We start from the raw sequence: 19,422 nt of genomic DNA on the forward strand, positions 1-19,422 counted from the left end.
AGAGACTCGCTACCGCGACACAGCAGGAGATAGCGAATTAGCTAAAGACGAATGCAAAAACAACTATCCGAAAATCAACTGGGAACTTGAGTGTGAGAACGTCTTTATCATGGGTGACAAGTCACTACAACGAGCATTTGATGAGCTCATCGACAATGCAGTCCGACACAACTCACACGATGGCCTGGATATAACGGTCTCGGCAAGTGAGAACATGGCCGACCAACAGATAGACATCAAGATCATCGATACAGGCGACCCGATCCCAGCTGTCGAAGCCAAACCCCTTATACACGGGTATGATCCTGATCCACCAGCGGATGCTGAAAAGGTCGGGCTCTGGGAAGTCCAAACGATCATTGATACACATCAGGGCATGCTCACGCTCGAAGAAAACAGTCCGGAGCTAACGATGCTGAAGGTTTCATTACCACTGGCAGATCCGCAGTAGGCGCTTGCCTCCCGCTCATGACCTGTATTCGGGCGAATACGATGCCGAAACGGGACGCGCCGCTCGTTGGTTGTATCCGCACAGAAACGCCGAGGGAGAGATTTGAACCACAGTCATTTCGCTCGCGTCGCTCGCTCGTTCCCTGCCTCAAATCTCTCCTCACGGGCACAACCGCTCACGGCAGGTGAGAGCCACGGCGGGCTCTCGGTGTGTTGCTCGCCGAAAAACGCCGAGGGAGAGATTTGAACTACGGTCGCTCCCGGTGGTCGCTCCTTCGTTCAAATTCCCGACTACCGTTCGCGCGGACACGGGGTCGCGGCGCGACAAGACGCGCCGCTAAGTGATTTGTGTCCGCGCAGAAACGCCGAGGGAGAGATTTGAACTCCCGAGTCCGAATGGACAGTAGATTTCGAATCTACCGCCTTGGCCAGGCTAGGCTACCTCGGCTCACTTCTCTTTCGCCTGTGCCGAAAGTAAAAGATTCCGATCTGACCGCCCTCGGCCGATTCACCGCCGCTATGCCGCCCCGAGTGTGATGCGAGCAGTTGTCCCATCGCTGTTGTCGAATGTAAGCTGCCCATCGGAGTAGTCGACGATCCGATCGATCAGCCAGAGACCAACCCCACTGCCGTGTTCTAACGCTGATTCGTCATGGCCATCGATAACAGTGAGTTCGGTCGTTGGGATACCGGGCCCGTCGTCGCTGACCTCGATGACAACGTCGTCGCCGGCTTCGGTGGCCGTCACCCGGAGCTCACCGTCGTCGTCGACAGCGTGTTCCAGCGCGTTTTCGATGAGTTGCGTGATGGCAACCGGGAGCTTCGGGTGGGCGAGAACCGTAGCCGCTGTCTCGATGTCGACGCTGATATCGACAGCCGCCGGTGGGTCGGGGGCCATCTCGACTGCATCCGCAACAACGGTGTCGATGTCGACCTGTTGTCGCTGTTCCCGTGTCTGGACGACCTCTCGCATCGTCCGCGCGTTGGCTGCGGTGCGTTCGAGATTCTCACAGTGCTCGATAATATCGGCTGCGTAGGCGGCTGTCTCACAGTCCTCGGCGATGGCGTTTGCGTAGCCTTTGATCACCGTCAGATCATTCCGGAGGTTATGTCTGAGCACCCGGTCGAACACCGCCTCAAGCAGCTGGAGTTCTTCGCGGCTGTCGACCAGCTGGATCGCGGTTTCAAGATTCGATGTCAGCGTGTCGGCGATACTCCGGTCGGCGTCGGTGAGATTCTGTGGCCGGACAGCACCGGCCATCAAGATGCCAAACTCGCCGATCGGGGCGATAACCTCCGAGCGAACCGCGCTGTTCTCGTTGTAGGCGTCGGGCCGGGCGGCGATGTCGCCGACGAGCTCGGTTTCGCCGCGTTCAAATGCGTCCCACGCGATCCCATCACCGCGCTCGAATGCCGGCGGTGATCGAAGGAGATCGAAGGCCTGCTCGGTCATCCCCAGTGGGGTGAGCCGGTCGTCGATCTGATCGTACTCCCACAGCCCTGTGATCGGAAAGTTGAGTGCCGTCGGTAGCTGCTCAAGCACCGCATCGACCATCGCCGGCTTCGCCTCGGCGGTTACGGCCTCTTGGGTGATCGCCTGGACGGCTTCGAGACTCTGAGTTCGCTGGGCACGGGTGAGACCGATATTTCCGAGTGTGCTCAACAGCCGGCCAAGCTGTATGTCGGTCTCATCGAACGCTCTTGGCCGCTCGTCGGCGATCACAAGCACACCGTGATCGCTGAGCGGACACAGCAGGACGCTTTCGATCACCGGGCCTGTGTGGGCGATCGAGTCGTCGGCCGTCGACAGCTGATCGATACACCGTGTCTCCCCGCCGTAAACTGCCCACAGCGGCGTCTCGTCGTCGCCGCTGGCGGCCGCAAACACCGGCTCGTCGGCCGTCGTCGCCGCCGGTGTGAGGGCGTCGGTCGCTCGATCGTAGAGCTGTACCTCCGCGACTGAGGCGTCGATGACGGCCATCGCCGTGTCGATCGTTCGCTCGCAGGCCGCCTGTCGATCCTCGCTTGTCAACACCGCCTGTGACTCCGTATACAGCGACGCGAGGGTTCGGCGGCGTCGCTTCTCGTCGGTGATATCGACATAGAGCAGAAAAAACTCCCGGCCGGTTGCGGTCGTGACCGGGACAGCCCGCAGCAGGAAGTCGCCGCTGCCGGCTGTGGTCTGTCGGCTGACCTCCGCGGTCACCGGCTGGCCGTCGGTGAGTTGGGCGTCGATGTCGGCTGTCTCTGTCTCGTCGCCTCTGGCCGTCTCCTCGCTGTCGGTCGCCGGGATCGTGGGTTCGAGTCGACTCCCCTCCGTCGTTGAGGTGGCGTCGCCGAATGTGGTCTCGAAGGCTTCGTTTCGGCGGGTGATCGTCGCCTGCCCATCGGTGAGAGAGACGGTCACCATCGGCTCTTGGATGGTGGTAAACAGCGCCTCAAACCGCCGTCGCTCGTTACGGAGGGTTGCTTCGGCTGCTGTGGCCGCACACGCGGTTGCAAGCTTGTCGTTGAGCGGCCCGAGAGCGTCGATGACCGCCGCAGGAAGCCCCGATCCGCGCGTGCCGAGCAGCAAGACGCCGAACTCACAGAGCTCAAAGAGGTAGTAGTGGCCGCCTTCACCCACCTCGCCGACGATCGGAAACGACTCGGCGTTGGTGTCCGCCTCGTTGTCGGTGTCGCTTTCGTCGTCCTTGGTGTCGCCTGCCGCTCGTTCGACGAGTCGATCGCGTGCAGCGAGATAGACCGGATCGTCGACCGCGGCCGCAGGCCGGGCGATGACCCGATCGTAGCCGCCATCCTCGCGGCGGCTGAAGACACCGCCAACCGTACAGTTCAGTTTCTGGAGGTACGCCTGAAGGGCCGTTTCAGCGGTCGATTCCAGCGTTTCCGCCGGCGAGATCGCCAGAGAGATCTCATGGAGGATCTGGGTTCGGTGGGGGTGGTCAGCCATATCCTCACCCGCTCCCTATGGCTCGCTCAGAGGCCATCGATGGCCCCGACGACCGCGGTTTTGTTGTAGTATTCGAGATGGCCACGCCCGTCGTTGGCGACCTCCCCGATGGTGAGCGCGCCGATCGTGTTGGCCGTCTGACTGAGTGCTGCCAGCTCCCGATCAAAGTCGCCGTCAAGATACCGCGCCCGTGAGAGACAGTCGAAGGTGATCACCGCGCTGTCGGTACGTGCGCCCTCGCTGGCGGCGGCGTGGGCGCGGTCGGCCGCGTCCACGAGGGTTTCGGGGTCGCCTTGGAGAACGTGGACGAACTCGCCTTCGGGGAGGTCGCCGAAACACCGCAGCGAGCCGTCGTCGTCGACCGCGAAGGGGTCGCGGACGATCCGCTCGGCGCCCAACCGACTGATGCCGAAGGGATGTGAGGTGGCGATCTCAGCGAAGGTTTCTGTCGTCACTGTCCGGTCGGTTTCGGCGTCGATGATGGCGGCGTAGCGGTCGTAGGCCGGCTGGCCGTCGAGCGTTTTGAGCCGGCGGCCGTCGGCAGACGTGATCTCGAAGGGGCCGCCGATATCCGTCCAGCCGTGTTCGACGCCGATCGTGCTTTCGGCGGCGACCATCGCTACCACGGCGGCGTCGCCGACGAGCCCGTCGGGGGTGAACAAACAGTGGCGTCTGTCGCCGTCGAACGTACCGGCACCGCCGCCGATATAGGTGTACGCAACGCCGTAGGCGTTGAACAGCTGTTGGACGAACTGGTCGCCGTCATCAGCGTAGGCATCGACGAACACGAATGCTGTTTCATCGTCGCCGTCCGTGTCGGCCTCAAGCGGCTCGTCGGCGGTAGCGATCGTTTCGACTGTCGGCTCAACATCTATGCCGGCGACGACCGCGCCGTCGGCGTGGGCCGCGCCGTCGTAGATGACCTTCGGGAACAGGCCGCCGAACACCGGTGTCGAAAGCTCTCGAAGCGTTTCATCGACAGCCGCCGGCGTAAACGCGCCGTCGGGTGTCGCAAGCACGAGGAGCCCGTCGACATCGGGGTCGGTGTCGAACTCTCGAAGCGTCGCGTGAAACTCGCTGCCGGTCGTCCGGCAGTACGCAGCCTCCATGACTCCCATCCACACCGGCCGCGATAAAAAGTCCACCGTCGGGGAGATTGGTTGCGGGATCGCCTCGGTGCGGTGTTGGCGACAGCGATCAGCCGCGGCGCGTGCTCAGCCAGACTCCCACCCCGAGCAGAGTGACAACGGCGACGGCGACGTAGAACCCGGCTGCGGCATCGAATGCTGCTAGTCCGATGCTGGGGCTCAAGCGTAGTCGTATTGAGCTTCAGTACGAGAGATCAGAAAGTGGGTTTGGGCAGATTTGAACTGCCGGCCTCCTCCATGTCAAGGAGGTGTCATAACCAGACTAGACCACAAACCCGTGTTGGCTGTGCGTTCTGACGCACTCGTTGGTATCCGGGGGACGTAATTGAAGCTTTCGAAGCGCGGCCCCGCTGGCGGTTCCTGATCGCCGGCTTGCTGTCGGTCGGTGGGTTCGTCCCGTCGTCGCTGACCTCCGGGTCGCGCCGTCGGTCGATAGCCTTTTAGCGATGTACAGACGTGTACATTACAAGCCGAACTCATACACTGGTGACTAACAATGCAGGACTATATCGAACGTGTGGCCGACGGTGAAGATCTGGGACTCGACGACGCGCGGGACGCTGCCCGCATGGTGTTCGAGGATGCAACCGAGGCGCAGATCGGCGCGCTGTTGTCTGCGTTACGAGCGAAAGGCGAAACCGAAACCGAGATCGCCGGCTTCGCACAGGGGATGCGCGACGCCGCCCGTACCATCGAGCCCGACCGCTCACCGCTGGTCGACACCTGCGGTACCGGCGGCGACGACTACGACACGATCAACGTCTCGACGACCGCCGCCTTAGTCGCCGCGGGCGCGGGCGTCCCGATCGCTAAACACGGCAACTACTCGGTTTCCTCCTCCTCGGGCAGCGCGGATGTACTCGAGGTCGCCGGCGTCACCGTCGACGCCGAACCCGACGCCGTCGAGAGCGCGATCAACGACGAGGGCATCGGCTTCATGCTGGCGACCGTCTTCCATCCCGCGATGAAAGCCGTCATCGGCCCGCGCAAGGAACTCGGCATGCGGACGATCTTCAACGTCCTCGGCCCGCTCACAAATCCCGCCGCCGCGAACGCCCAACTGCTTGGTGTCTACGATCCCGACCTCGTGCCCACGATCGCTCGCGCACTCACCGAAATGTCGGTCGACCGGGCGCTCGTCGTCCACGGCTCCGGGATGGACGAGATCGCCCTCCACGACACAACGACCGTCGCCGAGGTCGACGGCGACGAGGTCACCGAGTTTACGCTCACGCCCGAGGATCTCGGCCTCGACTCGGCCCCAATCGAGGCCGTTGCTGGCGGCACACCCGAAGCGAACGCTGCCGACCTCAAAGCTATCGTCACCGGCGCGGAAACCGGCCCAAAACGCGATCTGATCCTCGCTAACGCGGGCGCGGCGATCTACGTCGCCGGCGAGGCTGACTCGCTGGAAGCCGGTGTCGAGGCCGCAGCCAACGCCATCGATTCCGGCGACGCGGCGGCGAAACTCGATGCCCTCCGTGAGTCAACCGCTGTACCGGAGGCCGGGGACGCCTGATGGCACGCACCAAGATCTGCGGCATCACGAACCGCGCCGATCTCCAAGCGGCTGTCGAGGCCGGTACCGATGCCGTCGGGATCATCTCGGCGGTCGATGTGTCGACAACGCGGGAGGTCGACCGGGGGACGGCCGCCGAGTTGGTCGCTGCCGTCCCGCCGTTTGTCACCGCAACGCTCGTTTCGATGCCCGATGACACCAAACACGCGGTCGAACTCGTCGAAGCGATCCAGCCTGACGCGCTCCAACTCCACGGCGACTTTGACGCCGACGATCTCGGCTACATCCGCGCCGAAACCGGCGTCAAGATCATCGCCGCCGTCGACCACGAGGACACCGACCGCGCCAACGCCCTCGACGGTGTTGCTGACGCCCTCCTCATCGATTCAACGACCGAGGCGGGCGCGGGCGGCACCGGCGACCCCCACGACTGGGAGGCAACCGCCGACCTCGCCGACACGCTGACGACGCCGGTGATCCTCGCCGGCGGCCTCACGCCAGATAATGTCGCCGAGGCGATTCGGGTAGCCGCGCCGTTTGGCGTCGATGTCGCCTCCGGCGTCGAACGATCGGAGGGCAGCAAGGATCACACCGCCGTCGCTACCTTCGTCCGGAACGCCGGCCGTGAAGTCGAGGTGCCAGCATGACGACCGGCGAGACGGCAAGCGACGAACCGGCCGATGCGGCCGCCACCGACAGCGGTCTATTCAGTTTCGACCGTGGCCGCGACGAGTACGCCGCCCTCGTCGATGTCGACCGCGAGGAGCCGGTCGTCGCCCGCGCGGCGGCGGTGCTCGATCTCGACACCTCACCGCTCGCCGCTTACGCCGCCCTCGCCGACCGCAGCGAGTACAATTTCTTGCTTGAGAGCGCCGAAAAGGTCGCCTCCTCTGATCCTGACGGCGCGTTCACCGCGGCGACTGACGCCGAACGCCACGCACGGTACTCCTTCGTTGGCTACGACCCCGAGGCGATCATCTCGGTGTATCCGAACCACACCGAGGTCGACCGCCGTGGTGATGCTGGCGACCTTGTCATCGACGCCTACCGTGGCGATGCGGCGACCGACGGCGACGTACTTGACCGTCTCCGCCGCGGCCTCCCCGCGGTCGACCGCCGCGGCTTCCCAGATGCCGACCGCCGGACGCTTTCAGGTGGACTGGTCGGCTTTCTTGCCCACGAAGCCGTCTACGACCTCGTCCTCGAAGCGGTCGGCCGCGAGCGACCCGACACCGACCTCCCGGACGCCCAGTTCGCACTGACAACCCGAACGCTCGTCTTCGACGACGCCGAGGGCACGGTCGAGCTTGTTTTCACGCCCGTCATCGGGCCCGACGATGACCCCGGTGAGTGCTACGATGCCCTCGTCGCCGAAGCCGGCGACATTGCGGCGACACTTGCAGCGGCAGACGAACCACCGACCACCGACTTCAGTCGAACCGACGAAACCGCTGGCTCACAAGCCGACTACGAGGACGCCGTCCGCACGGCCAAACAGCACGTCCTCGACGGCGACATCTATCAGGGTGTCATCTCCCGTCGCCGCCAACTCGCCGGCGATATCGACCCGGTCAGCTTCTATGAATCGCTCCGCTCGGTCAACCCCTCGCCGTATATGTATCTCATGCGCCACGGCGACCGTTCTATCGTCGGCGCGAGCCCCGAAACGCTCGTTTCTGTTGAGGGCGATCGGATCGTCTCGAACCCGATCGCGGGCACCTGTCCGCGTGGCTCAAGCCCCGTCGAGGATCGCCGCCTCGCTGGTGAGATGCTGGCCGACGGCAAGGAGCGTGCCGAGCATACGATGCTTGTCGATCTCGCGCGCAACGACGTGCGCCGGGTCGCCGACCCCGGTAGCGTCGAGGTCGAGGAGTTCATGAGCGTTCTGAAGTACAGTCACGTCCAGCATATCGAATCAACCGTTACCGCCCGCGTCGCCGACGAGTACGACGCCTTCGACGCCGCCCGTGTCACCTTCCCTGCGGGGACGCTCACCGGCGCGCCGAAAGTCCGTGCGATGGAGATCATCGACGACCTCGAAACCGCACCACGCGGCGCCTACGGCGGCGGCGTCGGCTACTTTTCATGGAGCGGCGACGCCGACTTCGCGATCGTGATCCGCACCGCGACCGTCGAACATGAGGGCGCTGACGCCGACAGTGTGGACGGCGACCTCGGCGGCGCGAACGAGGATGACGATCTGATTACCGTTCAAGCGGGCGCGGGGCTTGTCGCCGACAGCGATCCACCATCGGAGTACGAGGAGACCGAACAGAAGATGGACGGCGTGTTGACCGCCATCGAACAGCTTGAAGCCCAGGAGGGCGAGCAATGAACGTCCTTGTTGTCGATAACTATGACTCGTTTACCTACAACCTTGTTGAGTACGTCTCCAAGATCCGGATTTCCGACGGCGACGGTGGGGTCGAGGAGATCGACGTGACGGTGTTGAAAAACACGGCCTCCCTTGACGACATCGAGGCTGTCAACCCCGACGCGATCCTCATCAGCCCCGGGCCAGGCCATCCGAAAAATAGCCGTGATGTCGGCGTCACGAAGGAGGTACTGCGTGAGGTGAGTCCTGAAACCCCGACACTTGGTGTTTGCCTCGGTCTTGAAGCCGCGGCCTACGAGTACGGCGGCCATGTCGGCCACGCACCCGAACCGATCCACGGCAAGGCCTATACGATGGATCACGACGGCAAGGGTGTGTTCGCTGACATCGAACAGGGGTTTCAGGCTGGCCGGTATCACTCGCTGATTGCGACCGAGGTGCCGGATTGTTTCGAGATCTCAGCGACGACCGACGACGAGGGCGAGGAGTTGGTGATGGGGATCCGCCACCGCGAGCACCCGATCGAGTGTGTGCAGTTCCACCCTGAAAGCGTCCTGACAGCCGTCGGCCACGACGTGATCGACAACTTCCTACGGCAAAGCGTGCCATCGAAATACTGAGCTCAATTGCGACAGCTATCACCCCGATACCGGATTGGAGCTTGACTCCGTTGACTCAATAGCAGAGAGGGCGTTGATGTAGCGCACCCTCTGCCACGCTGTCATGGGTTACTATTGGGCATGGATCGTGGAATCAAAGATTGTGGTGCTCAGTGTACTCTTTCGCCTCCGGACATCCAGTAGTCACCGCTGCACCGATTTCGTTTTGGGAAACACTCGTCGTAGTTATTAATATCCGGAAGGTTGCCCCGAGATACAGCCGAATTCTTGCTTGACTGTGCTCCTCCGGGAACGTTGCAAACCGACTTGCTACAAAGCCACCGTGACTCGCTGATACGACGCGTGTACCTGCTGATCAACGTGTTGATTGAGAGCGTGTACAATGAGATTCTCCGCGATGGTGGGGATGACCGATGCAGCTTCTGTTCATCTCACAGACGACCTACCGGATATAGGTCATCTACTTAGAATCAAAGTAGCTTGATTGGCGAACACCTGTCAGGGGTGTGTTCAGCCATACAGTACCCTCCCACTACAGTATGAGGCCGCTTGTTTGCATAGTGTAGTATACAATCATTGCGCCAGCCATCGTCCACGGACCTATACCCACACTTTTGATCTGATCAGCAAAACTCGGCTTCCTACCGTCGAACGTTTCACTCTTCTTTCCATCAGTTACTGTTTTTACTATCGGATAGCTTATAATTCCAGCAGCGATCCCATCTGCAATCGAGTACGTCAGCGGCATAAGGATAATCGTCAGTGCAGCTGGTACAGCCCACACAGGGTCATTCCAGCGGATATCAGCTGCACCTTGGAACATGATGATACCAATAACGACCAATGCGCTATACGATGCGAAGGTCGGGATTGCATTTACAAGTGATGTTAGTGGTATCATCAGGAGGAACAGTGCCGCAACAGTCACTGCAGTGAGTCCGGTTCGGCCTCCCTGCTCGATTCCAGCCGAGGATTCGATAAAGGTTGTCAACGTTGACGTGCCAAGCATTGCACCAATCGTCGTGCCAATTCCATCGGCGAGCAGCGGTTTATCCATCTCCGGGAGGGTTCCATTTTCGTCAAGCATCCCACCCTGTTGTCCGAGACCGATTAACGCCCCAGCGGTATCAAAGAAGTCTACAAAAAAGAAGGTGAGCAGTACCATAAGAAACGTTAGCGGATCAACAGAGCTGAATCCATCGATAAATGCGCCTGCTAACGGCGTAATATCGTACTGGCTGCTACTGACAACCGCACCGATGCCCTCGTTCATGATTGTCTCGTCAACAATCTCACCAGGTTCAACAACGCCAGCAAGCGTCGCTATATACCCGATAATCGTACTTGTTACAATGCCAATTAGAATCCCTGCACGTATATCCCTCGCCCACAGTAGCAAAATGAGCACTACTGCGCCCAAGCCAAACAATGACTGTGGGGTTGTGGTGAGGCTGGCAACAGAACCGAGTTCAACAAGCGTTGCCTCAGAGTTGACAATAATATCGATCTCTTGTAGGCCAATCATTAGCAGGAACGCACCAATACCAGCACCAACGGCTTTTTTAACCGGTTCAGGGAAGACGGCAATAATTCGTTTCCGCAGGCCAGTCAGGGTAAGCAGAATAAAGAGTATTCCTTCAACAAAAACGGCCGCAAGTGCTGTCTGCCAAGGTACTCCCAGTCCTAGTACAACAGTAAAAGTAAAAAACGCCTGTAGTCCAAGCCCGGGTGCCAATGCAAAGGGCCGATTTGCGTATAGCCCCATTACCAGCATCGCAATGGCCGAAGCGATGATCGTAACGATAGCAATCATCTGGAACACCTCTCCATCGCTGTAACCTTGGATGTCTATCGCTTGTGATAATACAGCCGGATTTACGACAATAATATATGCAATTGTAAAAAACGTTGTCAGCCCCGCAACTATCTCAGTCTTGATATCTGTTCCATTGCTGTCTAATTCGAAGTATGAATGAATGTCTATCATCCTCCGCAACGTAATAATACTGTATTACTTAGTTCTTCTCTCCATTTTCCTATTTGTTCATAAATAGCTGGTTACACAATGTCCTCGTCGTAGAAAATAGGTGTATTTTAATTCATGAATTAAAATTAGGTATGGTGTTAGGTCTCGATAAATAGATCCCAAATTATATCACAGAAGCTTATTGCTGTACGAAATTTAGCTGATACAGTAAATTTATGTAGGGTGTGAAAGTAAACAAAATGATGATCCTCTCCGGAACTGTCGTTGTCAATTCAGACAAAATAATAGACGACGGTGCAGTCGTTGTTGACGATGATACAATTACCACCGTTGGTAAACGAAATAACATAATTGATAAATTCCCCTCACACGATGAAACACAGTCCGATATACTAATGCCGGGGATGGTTGGAAGTCACATCCACTCTGTGCAGAGTCTGGGTCGTGGGATCTCCGATGACAGTGAACTGCTCGACTGGCTTTTCGAACATGTTCTTCCGATGGAAGCAGCGTTAGATGCGGAGCAAATGGAGGCTGCTGCTAAGTTGGGGTATCTTGAACTGATCGAGACAGGCACAACAACAGCAATTGATCACCTATCAGTTGCACATGCAGAGCGGGCATTTGAAGCTGCAGGTGAAATGGGTATACGAGGGATCTTTGGTAAGGTCTTGATGGATCGACGTGCGCCGGATGGGCTCATCGAAGAGACACAGGCGGGATTAAACGAGACAGAGGAGTTGATACAAAAGTATCATGGTAGCTTTGACGACCGTATCCGCTACGCCGTGACACCGAGATTTGCGGTCTCATGTACCGAAGAGTGCCTGCGCGGAGCCAGAGCGTTAGCAGACAAATACGATGGCGTACGAATACATACGCATGCAAGCGAGAACCAAGACGAAGTTGAGACCGTTGAGGACGACACCGGACAACGGAACATCCACTGGCTTGATGAGGTGGGTCTAACCGGCGAAGATGTCGTCTTAGCGCACTGTGTGTGGACGGATGAATCTGAGCGAACCATACTAGAGGAAACTGGAACTCACGTCACACACTGCCCGTCTTCCAATATGAAATTGGCTAGCGGTATCGCACCAATTGTTGACTACTTAGACCGTGGGATCAACGTCGCACTTGGAAATGACGGGCCGCCCTGCAACAACACCCTTGATCCGTTTACCGAAGCAAAACAAGCGGGCATCCTACAAAAAGCAGACCAGTTGGATCCCACCGTCACACCAAAGGAGAGTATCCTGGATATGGCAACGGTAAATGGCGCAAAGGCTGCTGGATTTGATACCGTCGGCGAGCTAAAACCTGGATGGAAAGCCGATATCATTGGCATCTCAACTGACAACACGCAGGCAACACCACTGAACGATATCCTCTCGTATATTGTCTTTGCGGCACACGGTGAGAATGTAGAGTTTACGATGGTTGATGGTGAAGTCCTCATGGAAGATAATACGGTAACTGTCGTCGACGCTGAATCCATCCGACAGGATGCAAGAAGAGCCGCTGAGTCACTTGATATCAAGGGAACACGGTCTCCAACTAGCTCATAGTGATTTCCGCAGTGCACGCTGTATGGCTTCTCGTGATATAACGAGGGCGTGTCATAGTACGCGTCTCAAGCGAGACTGCGGTGTTTGAAAACTGTGTCCCGCACCACCACAACCTGATAGGCCGCAGCGTCAGTCGACGCGTCTCTGAATGTCCCGGTCACAGGTATGGCACCGTGTTTGAGTGATTCTCACTCCCGTCTTGCGAGACGAAGATGTTCACGACCGCGAGAAACTGATATAACTACGTTTCTGTGACGCCCTCTGATGCATTGGGAGTCGGCGACACCATCACCACCGCGCTCTGATGCCTGATCGACGCGGTTCTGCTCGTATTGGTCAGCCGCCAAACACGCCAACGGAGAGGCTTTCCAGCAGCCCGCCGCCACCGCTCTCGTTGTCTCCGCCATCATCACTTCCACCATCATTACCTCCGCCATCGTTGCCTTCAGCATCATCGCCTCCAGCACCGCCGACATCGACAACATCGTCGGGATCACTCACGTCAACGTCGGTTTGATCGCCGGGATCGCTCGGCTCCGTGCCGGCGTCCGACGCTGTCGATTCGTCGGCTGGCGTCTCGTCGCTCTCGCTTCCGTCAGCTGTCTCGGTATTACCTGTTTGGCCACCGTCGTTGCTGGCTCGGTCAGTCGTTTCTGGTTGGACTTCGACGGCAGCATCAGCACCACCATCAGGTGTGGCCGGCCCATCAGTTTCGATGCCGTCGCGGAGCGCGCGGCCGGAAAACGCCGCAAGCACCGCGTACTCGCCGTCGGGCACCCGACCGCGGATCACAAACTCGGAGATGTTGTCGACCGCGTTGTAGAGGTCAAATACGTTGTCGAGACGGAGTTTGATCGTCCGCTCAAGGGGTGCCGGAACATTCTGCCACGTGTCGTCGGTGCCAAGGGTGTTATCGCCGCCGAAGGCGTCCGCTTTCAGTTGCACCCGCTCGCTGTTCTGTTCAGCTTCATTTTCAAGCTCAACAAAGGTAGTAATCCCGACGTGTTCCTCGTAGCGGAGATATATCTGGCCGACCGTGTATCCGGGGAGCCCGCTCGGATCGCCCTCGTTGTCCGCGCTCGACGATTCATCGTCACCGCCGGACGCGTCGCTATCCGACGCCGTTGTATCGTTCGATTGGGCGTCGGCAAGCGCAACGAGGCCACCCCAGCGGAGCCCTCCGAACACGGAAAGGGTGCCGGCAACCCCACGAAGGAGTTGGCGGCGGCTCGTCATAACCGCTGGCTACCTCGGTTCGCAGTGTTGAACATGGCTGCCTACGGGCGACCCCGTAGGTGGTGTGTAAAGCTTGCTCCCCCGACCATCTTAAAACACCACCCGAAATTATCACAACAGATAACGAACCTCTTTCGCTGGCGACAATCGACACACGGCGAGCCCCTCTCACGACCCGGCCGATTACAGCAATCCAAACTGAACGAGAAGCAGCAACGCGCCGACGACAACGACGCCGATGGTGACGAGCCGCCACGCGATCTTGAGGATGATCCGCCCCACAATAAGCACGACGAGCATCCCGACGAGGGCGATCAACAGCTGCGGGAGGCTCAGTCCGGCGATCCCGCCGCTTGCGAGTCCGCCGATAAGTGCGAGTGATGACATATCCTGAGCGAGACACTGAATCGGAATAAGCTTGTGGGGACTACGTTCAGTGCCCAACTGTCGGGTAAGACGACGGTGATCGCCACATGTCGGCTGGACAACCGATCATCGTCGTCGTTTCACTTTCAGTCCGGTTTGGGCACGCTTATACCGGATCAGCCCCACCACACAACAGCCAACGGACGCGGACAAAACCGACCCTCTCCAGATCGCAACACAGCAAGCGGCAGCACTTTCCAGTGCAACTCTGGTTGTGCTACCGCAACCGTAGCTGTTATGAGGGTGCCATCGGTATCACAATCCCGTCTTTCGCTACGGAGCACACAGATGCGCCACCAGACCAAAACCACCATCCGACACGCCGACGCACCGCAGGAGGCTGACGAATGAGTCGCGCGGAGCTCTCCGCCGACGAACTCGAACTGCCGATCAAACGTACCACCGGCGACGCGCTCGAAGACCGGCTGACGAGCAACGCCTACAACAACATCCTTCCGGCCCGGTATCTCCGGAAGGACGCCGACGGCAACGTCGCCGAAAGCCAAGAGGAGTTGTTCGAACGCGTCGCCCAAAACGTCGCCCTCGCCGAGGCTGTCTTTGAGGCCGACAAGCAGGACACCGAAATCACGGTCACCCCCGACCAGATCAAGCCCGACCACCCACGGCGCGACGAACTCGCCGCGGAGGTCTTCGGGACGGGAACGACCGCCGAGGATGATGCCGAAACGACGCTGTCAGTGCACAACGTCAACAAGTTCTCCTACGAAACGATCGTCCCCGAACTCCCCGACGAGGTTCAGAGCCATGTCGAGGATGTCGCCGCCGAGTTCGAAGAGCTGATGACGAAGCTGTCGTTCATGCCGAACTCGCCGACGCTGATGAACGCCGGCGACGAACTCCAGCAGCTGTCGGCCTGTTTCGTCGATAGCCCGGCCGACGACATCACCGATATCCACCAGACCGCCAAGGAGGCCGCTGAGGTCTTCCAGTCCGGTGGTGGCATGGGGTATGCGTTCTGGAAACTCCGCCCGTACGGCGACTCCGTCGGCTCGACCGGCGGCATCGCGTCGGGGCCGATCACGTTCATGCGCACCTACGACCAGATGTGTGAGACCATCGCCCAAGGTGGCGCCCGACGCGGCGCGCAGATGGGCGTCATGCGGGTCTCCCATCCTGACGTGATCCAGTTCATCCACGCCAAGAACAAGGATGTCTCACTGGCACACTCACTGCGACTCAACGACCCCGACGACTTCACGCACAACTCCTTTGCCGACGCGCTCGAAGAGGCCCGCGAGCTGATCGACGAGGAAGGTCGCGTTCCCGAGCACCTCCGCAACGCCGTTGAGGGCCATCTTTCGAATTTCAACATCTCCGTCGGCGTCACCGACGACTTCATGGAGGCGTTGTTCAACGACGAGACGTTCACGTTCACCAACCCTCGCACCGAGGAACCCCACATCGCCACGCCCGAAACGAAAGAGCTCTACGAGCTCCACGGGCTCGGCGAGTATGTCGAGGTCGGCGAGGAACTGTCGATCCCGGCCGAAGAGCTGTGGCAACACATCGTCAACGGGGCCCACGAAAACGGTGAGCCCGGGATCATCTATCTCGAACGCGTCAACAAGCAGCACTCCTTTGATGTCGAGGAACACCCTGACCACGAGATCCTTGCCACCAACCCCTGCGGCGAGCAGCCGCTTGAGGAGTACGAGGCCTGCAACCTCGGCCACATCAATCTCTCGACACTCGCTGACAAGGACGCCCCTGACTGGCGGGTCTGGTACGACAACAACGGCGACCAGCACGACTCGCTTGAGGCAGCCGCCGAGGCATTCATCCAGGAGGCCATCGACATGGACGCGTTCAACCGCCGGATCGAATCCGGCACCCGCTTCCTCGAAAACGTCGTCACGATGTCGGATTTCCCGGTCGACGAGATCGAACAGAAGGTTCGGGAGATGCGGAAGATCGGCCTCGGCATTATGGGGCTGGCCCAGCTCTACATCCAGATCGGCGTCCGCTACGGCTCCGAGGAGGCCAACGCCATCGCCGAGCAGCTGATGACCCACATCAACCACGAGTCGAAGTGGGCCTCCCACGAACTCGCCGAAGAGCGTGGGCCCTTCGCCGACTACGAGGACTCGAAGTACGCCGACCCGACGGAGTACCGCGAGTGGTTCGAACACCACACCGGCGAGGACGCCGACGAGTGGGCCGACGGCTTCCCGATCCGTAATCACAACACGACGACCATCGCGCCGACCGGCACCACCTCGATGATCGGCAACACGACCGGCGGCTGTGAGCCGATCTACAACGTCGCCTACTACAAGAACGTCTCCGACGACGTGCAGGGCGACGAGATGCTCGTCGAGTTTGACGACTACTTCCTCCGCGTCCTCGAAGAGAACGATATCGACGTTGAGGCCGTCAAACAGGAAGCCCAAACGCAGATGGCCGAAAACGAGTTCGACGGCGTCGACGGCCTTGAGACGGTTCCGGAGGCCATCGGCGAGCTGTTCGTCGTCACCTCCGACCTCTCCGGGAAGGAACACGCCGGCGTCCAGTGTGCCTGTCAGACCGGCGTCGACTCCGCTATCTCGAAGACGTGTAACTTCCCGAACTCGGCGACCGCCGAGGATATGGACGAGGTCTATCGGTACATCTACGAGAACGGCGGCAAGGGCGTCACTGTCTACCGCGATGGCACCCGCTCGAAGCAGGTGCTTACCACCCGCGCGAAGAACACCGAGTTCGCCGACGACGGCGAGGCCGCCGAGCAGATCACCACCCAGATCGAGGAGGTCTTCGGCGGCATCGAGGGCTTCCTCGACAACGAGGAGGTACGCGCCGAACTCGGCGCGGAACTCGACGAGCTGTTCACCCAGCCCGAGACAACCGAGGAAGGCCTCGGCAAGAAGCGGCCGCGACCGGACGTGCTCTACGGCGTCACCCAGCGTGTCGACACCGGTTACGGCAAGGTCTACGTCAACATCAACGAAGACGAGCAGGGCCGACCGTTCGAGCTGTTCGCCAACATCGGCAACTCCGGCGGCTTCACGGCTTCCTTCACCGAAGCCCTCGCAAAGACGATCTCGACCGCGTTGCGCTCGGGCGTCGATCCCGAGGAGATCGCCAGCGAACTGAACGGGATTCGATCCCCGAAAGTTGCCTGGGACAAAGGCGAGCAGATCAACTCTATCCCGGACGCCATCGGCACCGCGCTGCGCCGCTACCTCGACGGCGACATCGAGGAGCCGTACCCGAAACAGCAAAACCTCTCTGAGGTCAGCGACGAGGAGGCCGACGAGCGACAGCCGACCGCGGCTGAAACCGACGGCGGCGCGGCCGTCTCGGCCAGCTCGTCAACCAACGCGACGACGGACTCGCCGACCGAGCCGCCGGCCGACAAGGCGGCGACTGACGATGCGACCGACGAGCTCCTTGCAGCCGGCGAATCGCCGGAATGCCCCGAGTGTGGCAGCATGTCACTGTACTTCTCGGAAGGCTGCAAGACCTGCGAGTCCTGCGGCTGGTCTGAGTGTTAAGGGAACGCCGCGATCTGGTTTTCCCGCGCCGCTTCGCTGGCGCGCTGTCCCTACTCCGCGTGCCGGACGATACCCACGTCGTACTCGGGATTCTTTGACAGCGGACTCCCGACACTTGTTATGGGCGTCGAGATCCGTCCAGCGTTTTCGGTACTGATAAAGCCGATCGACACATCAAGTTCGCCGGCGACACGGCGAACCGTTCGGGTGATGTCGTCGATAGCGGTCGCGGTTAGGGCGTCGTTTTCGGCTGGGATTTCACACCGGAACGTCGCCTCGGGAGCGATCTCGGCGACGCGTTGTTCGAAACTCTCACAGAGCTGATCGGTATCGAACGGGACGAGTGCCGTCATAGCTCGCGGTTCAGCTTGCCGGCGGTTATACCTCGCGTCGACCCTCGACGGCTTACCGTACCGGGAGCCGATCGACGAGCTTCCCGCCGCGGGTGAGCATTCCACCGCCGCTGTCGCCGGTGACCGCCCAGAAGACGGCTTCGGGATCCTTGTTCCAGATCCACCGCCACCGCGTTTTGGCCAGCAGATAGAGCTTGCGAGCGGTGCTCAGCTGTGGGGTCGCCGACAGTACGTCGTAGTCACGGGTGCGGATGAGCCGGTGGTGGTCGGCGTACAGGACGGCCGCGAGCAACACCGCCAGCTGGCAGTCCTCCGGGAGGTATTTAATCCCTGCAACACCTCCCTCGTAGAGTTCTTCAGCGCGGCGGAGTTCAGTTTGTATGGCTGCCGCGACGTTTTCATCCATCTCGAAGTTCCGGATCTGCTCGTTGGTGACGCCGTGTTGGGCCAGCGTCGACTGCGGCAGGTAGATCCGGTCTCGCTCAACAATATCCTCCCGGACATCCCGCAGGAAGTTGGTGAGCTGGAAGGCTTCGCCGAGCGCGGTCGCATGCGGGAGTGCTTTTTCAGGGTCGTCGGGGTTCATTACGTCGGTCATCATCCGACCGACAGCCGAGGCTGAGCCGTCCATATAGGCCTCTAACTCGTCGTAGGTGGCGTACTCGTCGGTGTCGATATCGGAGACCATCGCGTCGATGAAGACCTCGATGTCCTCGTCGTTGAGGTTGTACTCCTCGCGGAGTTCCGAAAAGGCCGCGAGAACAGGGTCGTCGGTTGCGCGCTCGCCGAGGGCGGCCGCCCGAATCGCTTCGAGTTCCGCGCGCTGCTCGTCGGGGGCGACCCCGTCGGCGTCGTCGACGACCTCGTCGGCAACGCGGAAGAAGGCATACAGGACGTAGGTCGCCTCGCGGACGCGCTCGGGGAGCAGTCGGGTGGCGAGGTGGAATGTCTTGCCAGTCTGCTGTTGGATGGATTTGCTCCGGGCGATTTGGTCGTCGTCTACCATGTCAATGTAGGGGGTAGTCGGGGGCCAGTCGTCGGTCTCGTCGGCCGGTTCCGGCGGCACGGCATATATCGGCAGTAGGGCCGCAAGCGACATAACAGTTCGTGAACCGACCCCGTTTTGTGCCGTTTGTCAGCTGCCTGTGGCAGGCGGTCGCAGACGGGCGACGGCACCTAGTAGAATGTATCGGCACAGTCGTAGACAACGCCGTGGCTCGGACAGATATACTTGCAGTGACGGTGCTGCATCGATTCACCACAGAGCGGACAGGGCCGGCCGGGTGGCGTCTCGCTGTCGGCCATACCGAACCAT

At 60.1% G+C, this 19,422-nt stretch carries 16 protein-coding genes and 2 tRNA genes; 8 read left to right on the forward strand and 10 right to left on the reverse strand.

The window, feature by feature from the left end:
- Together DP106_RS08270 and DP106_RS15825 are read left to right on the forward strand one after the other, a co-directional pair.
- Positions 1-451: sensor histidine kinase (locus DP106_RS08270; RefSeq protein ID WP_205738909.1), on the forward strand; the 451-nt coding region annotated here is incomplete at its 5' end.
- Between the two features lie 102 nt (positions 452-553).
- Complete coding sequence (locus DP106_RS15825; RefSeq protein WP_165857850.1) at positions 554-697, forward strand: hypothetical protein; 144 nt, start codon at positions 554-556, stop codon at positions 695-697.
- 116 nt (positions 698-813) lie between these two features.
- On the opposite strand, the gene DP106_RS08275 is transcribed toward DP106_RS15825, so the two are convergent.
- The 4 genes from DP106_RS08275 to DP106_RS08290 form a co-directional block, all read right to left on the reverse strand.
- A tRNA-Ser gene (locus tag DP106_RS08275) sits at positions 814-898 on the reverse strand.
- Positions 899-967: 69 nt separating this feature from the next.
- The gene (locus DP106_RS08280; protein ID WP_120084640.1) at positions 968-3,403 is read right to left on the reverse strand and encodes a sensor histidine kinase; all 2,436 of its coding nucleotides are present in this window, start codon (positions 3,401-3,403) and stop codon (positions 968-970) included.
- A gap of 26 nt (positions 3,404-3,429) precedes the next feature.
- Positions 3,430-4,512, reverse strand: coding sequence for an FIST signal transduction protein (locus DP106_RS08285; protein WP_165857851.1), 1,083 nt, complete (start codon positions 4,510-4,512; stop codon positions 3,430-3,432).
- 241 nt (positions 4,513-4,753) lie between these two features.
- Positions 4,754-4,828, reverse strand: a tRNA-Val gene (locus DP106_RS08290).
- A 219-nt stretch (positions 4,829-5,047) separates the two neighbouring features.
- On the opposite strand from DP106_RS08290, the gene trpD reads away from it, so the two are divergent.
- The 4 genes from trpD to trpG are packed head-to-tail and all read left to right on the forward strand — an operon-like array spanning position 5,048 to position 9,025.
- Positions 5,048-6,070: an anthranilate phosphoribosyltransferase gene (gene trpD / locus DP106_RS08295; protein WP_120084643.1), complete on the forward strand. Its 1,023-nt coding sequence runs from the start codon at positions 5,048-5,050 to the stop codon at positions 6,068-6,070.
- Entirely contained in the window at positions 6,070-6,717 is a 648-nt protein-coding gene (locus DP106_RS08300) for a phosphoribosylanthranilate isomerase (RefSeq protein WP_120084644.1), read from the forward strand. The genes trpD and DP106_RS08300 overlap by 1 nt, the downstream gene beginning before the upstream one ends.
- Positions 6,714-8,405 carry an anthranilate synthase component I gene (trpE, locus tag DP106_RS08305; RefSeq protein ID WP_120084645.1) on the forward strand — a complete coding sequence of 564 codons (1,692 nt, stop codon included), beginning with the start codon at positions 6,714-6,716 and terminating at the stop codon, positions 8,403-8,405. The genes DP106_RS08300 and trpE overlap by 4 nt, the downstream gene beginning before the upstream one ends.
- The gene (trpG, locus tag DP106_RS08310) at positions 8,402-9,025 is read left to right on the forward strand and encodes an anthranilate synthase component II (protein WP_120084646.1); all 624 of its coding nucleotides are present in this window, start codon (positions 8,402-8,404) and stop codon (positions 9,023-9,025) included. The genes trpE and trpG overlap by 4 nt, the downstream gene beginning before the upstream one ends.
- Positions 9,026-9,557: 532 nt before the next feature.
- On the opposite strand, the gene DP106_RS08315 is transcribed toward trpG, so the two are convergent.
- Positions 9,558-11,012 carry an NCS2 family permease gene (locus DP106_RS08315; protein WP_120084648.1) on the reverse strand — a complete coding sequence of 485 codons (1,455 nt, stop codon included), beginning with the start codon at positions 11,010-11,012 and terminating at the stop codon, positions 9,558-9,560.
- A gap of 242 nt (positions 11,013-11,254) precedes the next feature.
- Here DP106_RS08315 and DP106_RS08320 point away from each other — a divergent pair, with 242 nt between their 5' ends.
- Positions 11,255-12,580 carry a 5'-deoxyadenosine deaminase gene (locus tag DP106_RS08320; RefSeq protein WP_120084763.1) on the forward strand — a complete coding sequence of 442 codons (1,326 nt, stop codon included), beginning with the start codon at positions 11,255-11,257 and terminating at the stop codon, positions 12,578-12,580.
- 336 nt (positions 12,581-12,916) lie between these two features.
- On the opposite strand, the gene DP106_RS08325 is transcribed toward DP106_RS08320, so the two are convergent.
- Positions 12,917-13,816, reverse strand: a complete 900-nt coding sequence (locus DP106_RS08325) for a hypothetical protein (RefSeq protein ID WP_120084650.1) — start codon at positions 13,814-13,816, stop codon at positions 12,917-12,919.
- Positions 13,817-13,999: 183 nt separating this feature from the next.
- On the reverse strand, positions 14,000-14,203 hold the full coding sequence (locus DP106_RS08330) for a hypothetical protein (RefSeq protein WP_120084651.1): 204 nt from the start codon (positions 14,201-14,203) through the stop codon (positions 14,000-14,002).
- A 386-nt stretch (positions 14,204-14,589) separates the two neighbouring features.
- On the opposite strand from DP106_RS08330, the gene DP106_RS08335 reads away from it, so the two are divergent.
- Complete coding sequence (locus DP106_RS08335) at positions 14,590-17,754, forward strand: adenosylcobalamin-dependent ribonucleoside-diphosphate reductase (protein ID WP_120084652.1); 3,165 nt, start codon at positions 14,590-14,592, stop codon at positions 17,752-17,754.
- A gap of 50 nt (positions 17,755-17,804) precedes the next feature.
- On the opposite strand, the gene DP106_RS08340 is transcribed toward DP106_RS08335, so the two are convergent.
- From DP106_RS08340 to DP106_RS16410, 3 genes are all read right to left on the reverse strand, one after another.
- A complete protein-coding gene (locus tag DP106_RS08340; protein ID WP_120084653.1) occupies positions 17,805-18,107 on the reverse strand; it encodes a hypothetical protein in 303 nt (100 codons plus the stop codon).
- Between the two features lie 52 nt (positions 18,108-18,159).
- Complete coding sequence (locus tag DP106_RS08345) at positions 18,160-19,113, reverse strand: phytoene/squalene synthase family protein (RefSeq protein ID WP_120084765.1); 954 nt, start codon at positions 19,111-19,113, stop codon at positions 18,160-18,162.
- Positions 19,114-19,283: 170 nt separating this feature from the next.
- Positions 19,284-19,412, reverse strand: coding sequence for an HVO_2523 family zinc finger protein (locus DP106_RS16410; protein WP_276310073.1), 129 nt, complete (start codon positions 19,410-19,412; stop codon positions 19,284-19,286).
- Positions 19,413-19,422 lie beyond the last annotated feature (10 nt).

The sequence above is a fragment of the Halonotius pteroides genome (assembly GCF_003605635.1).
Classification (GTDB): domain Archaea; phylum Halobacteriota; class Halobacteria; order Halobacteriales; family Haloferacaceae; genus Halonotius; species Halonotius pteroides.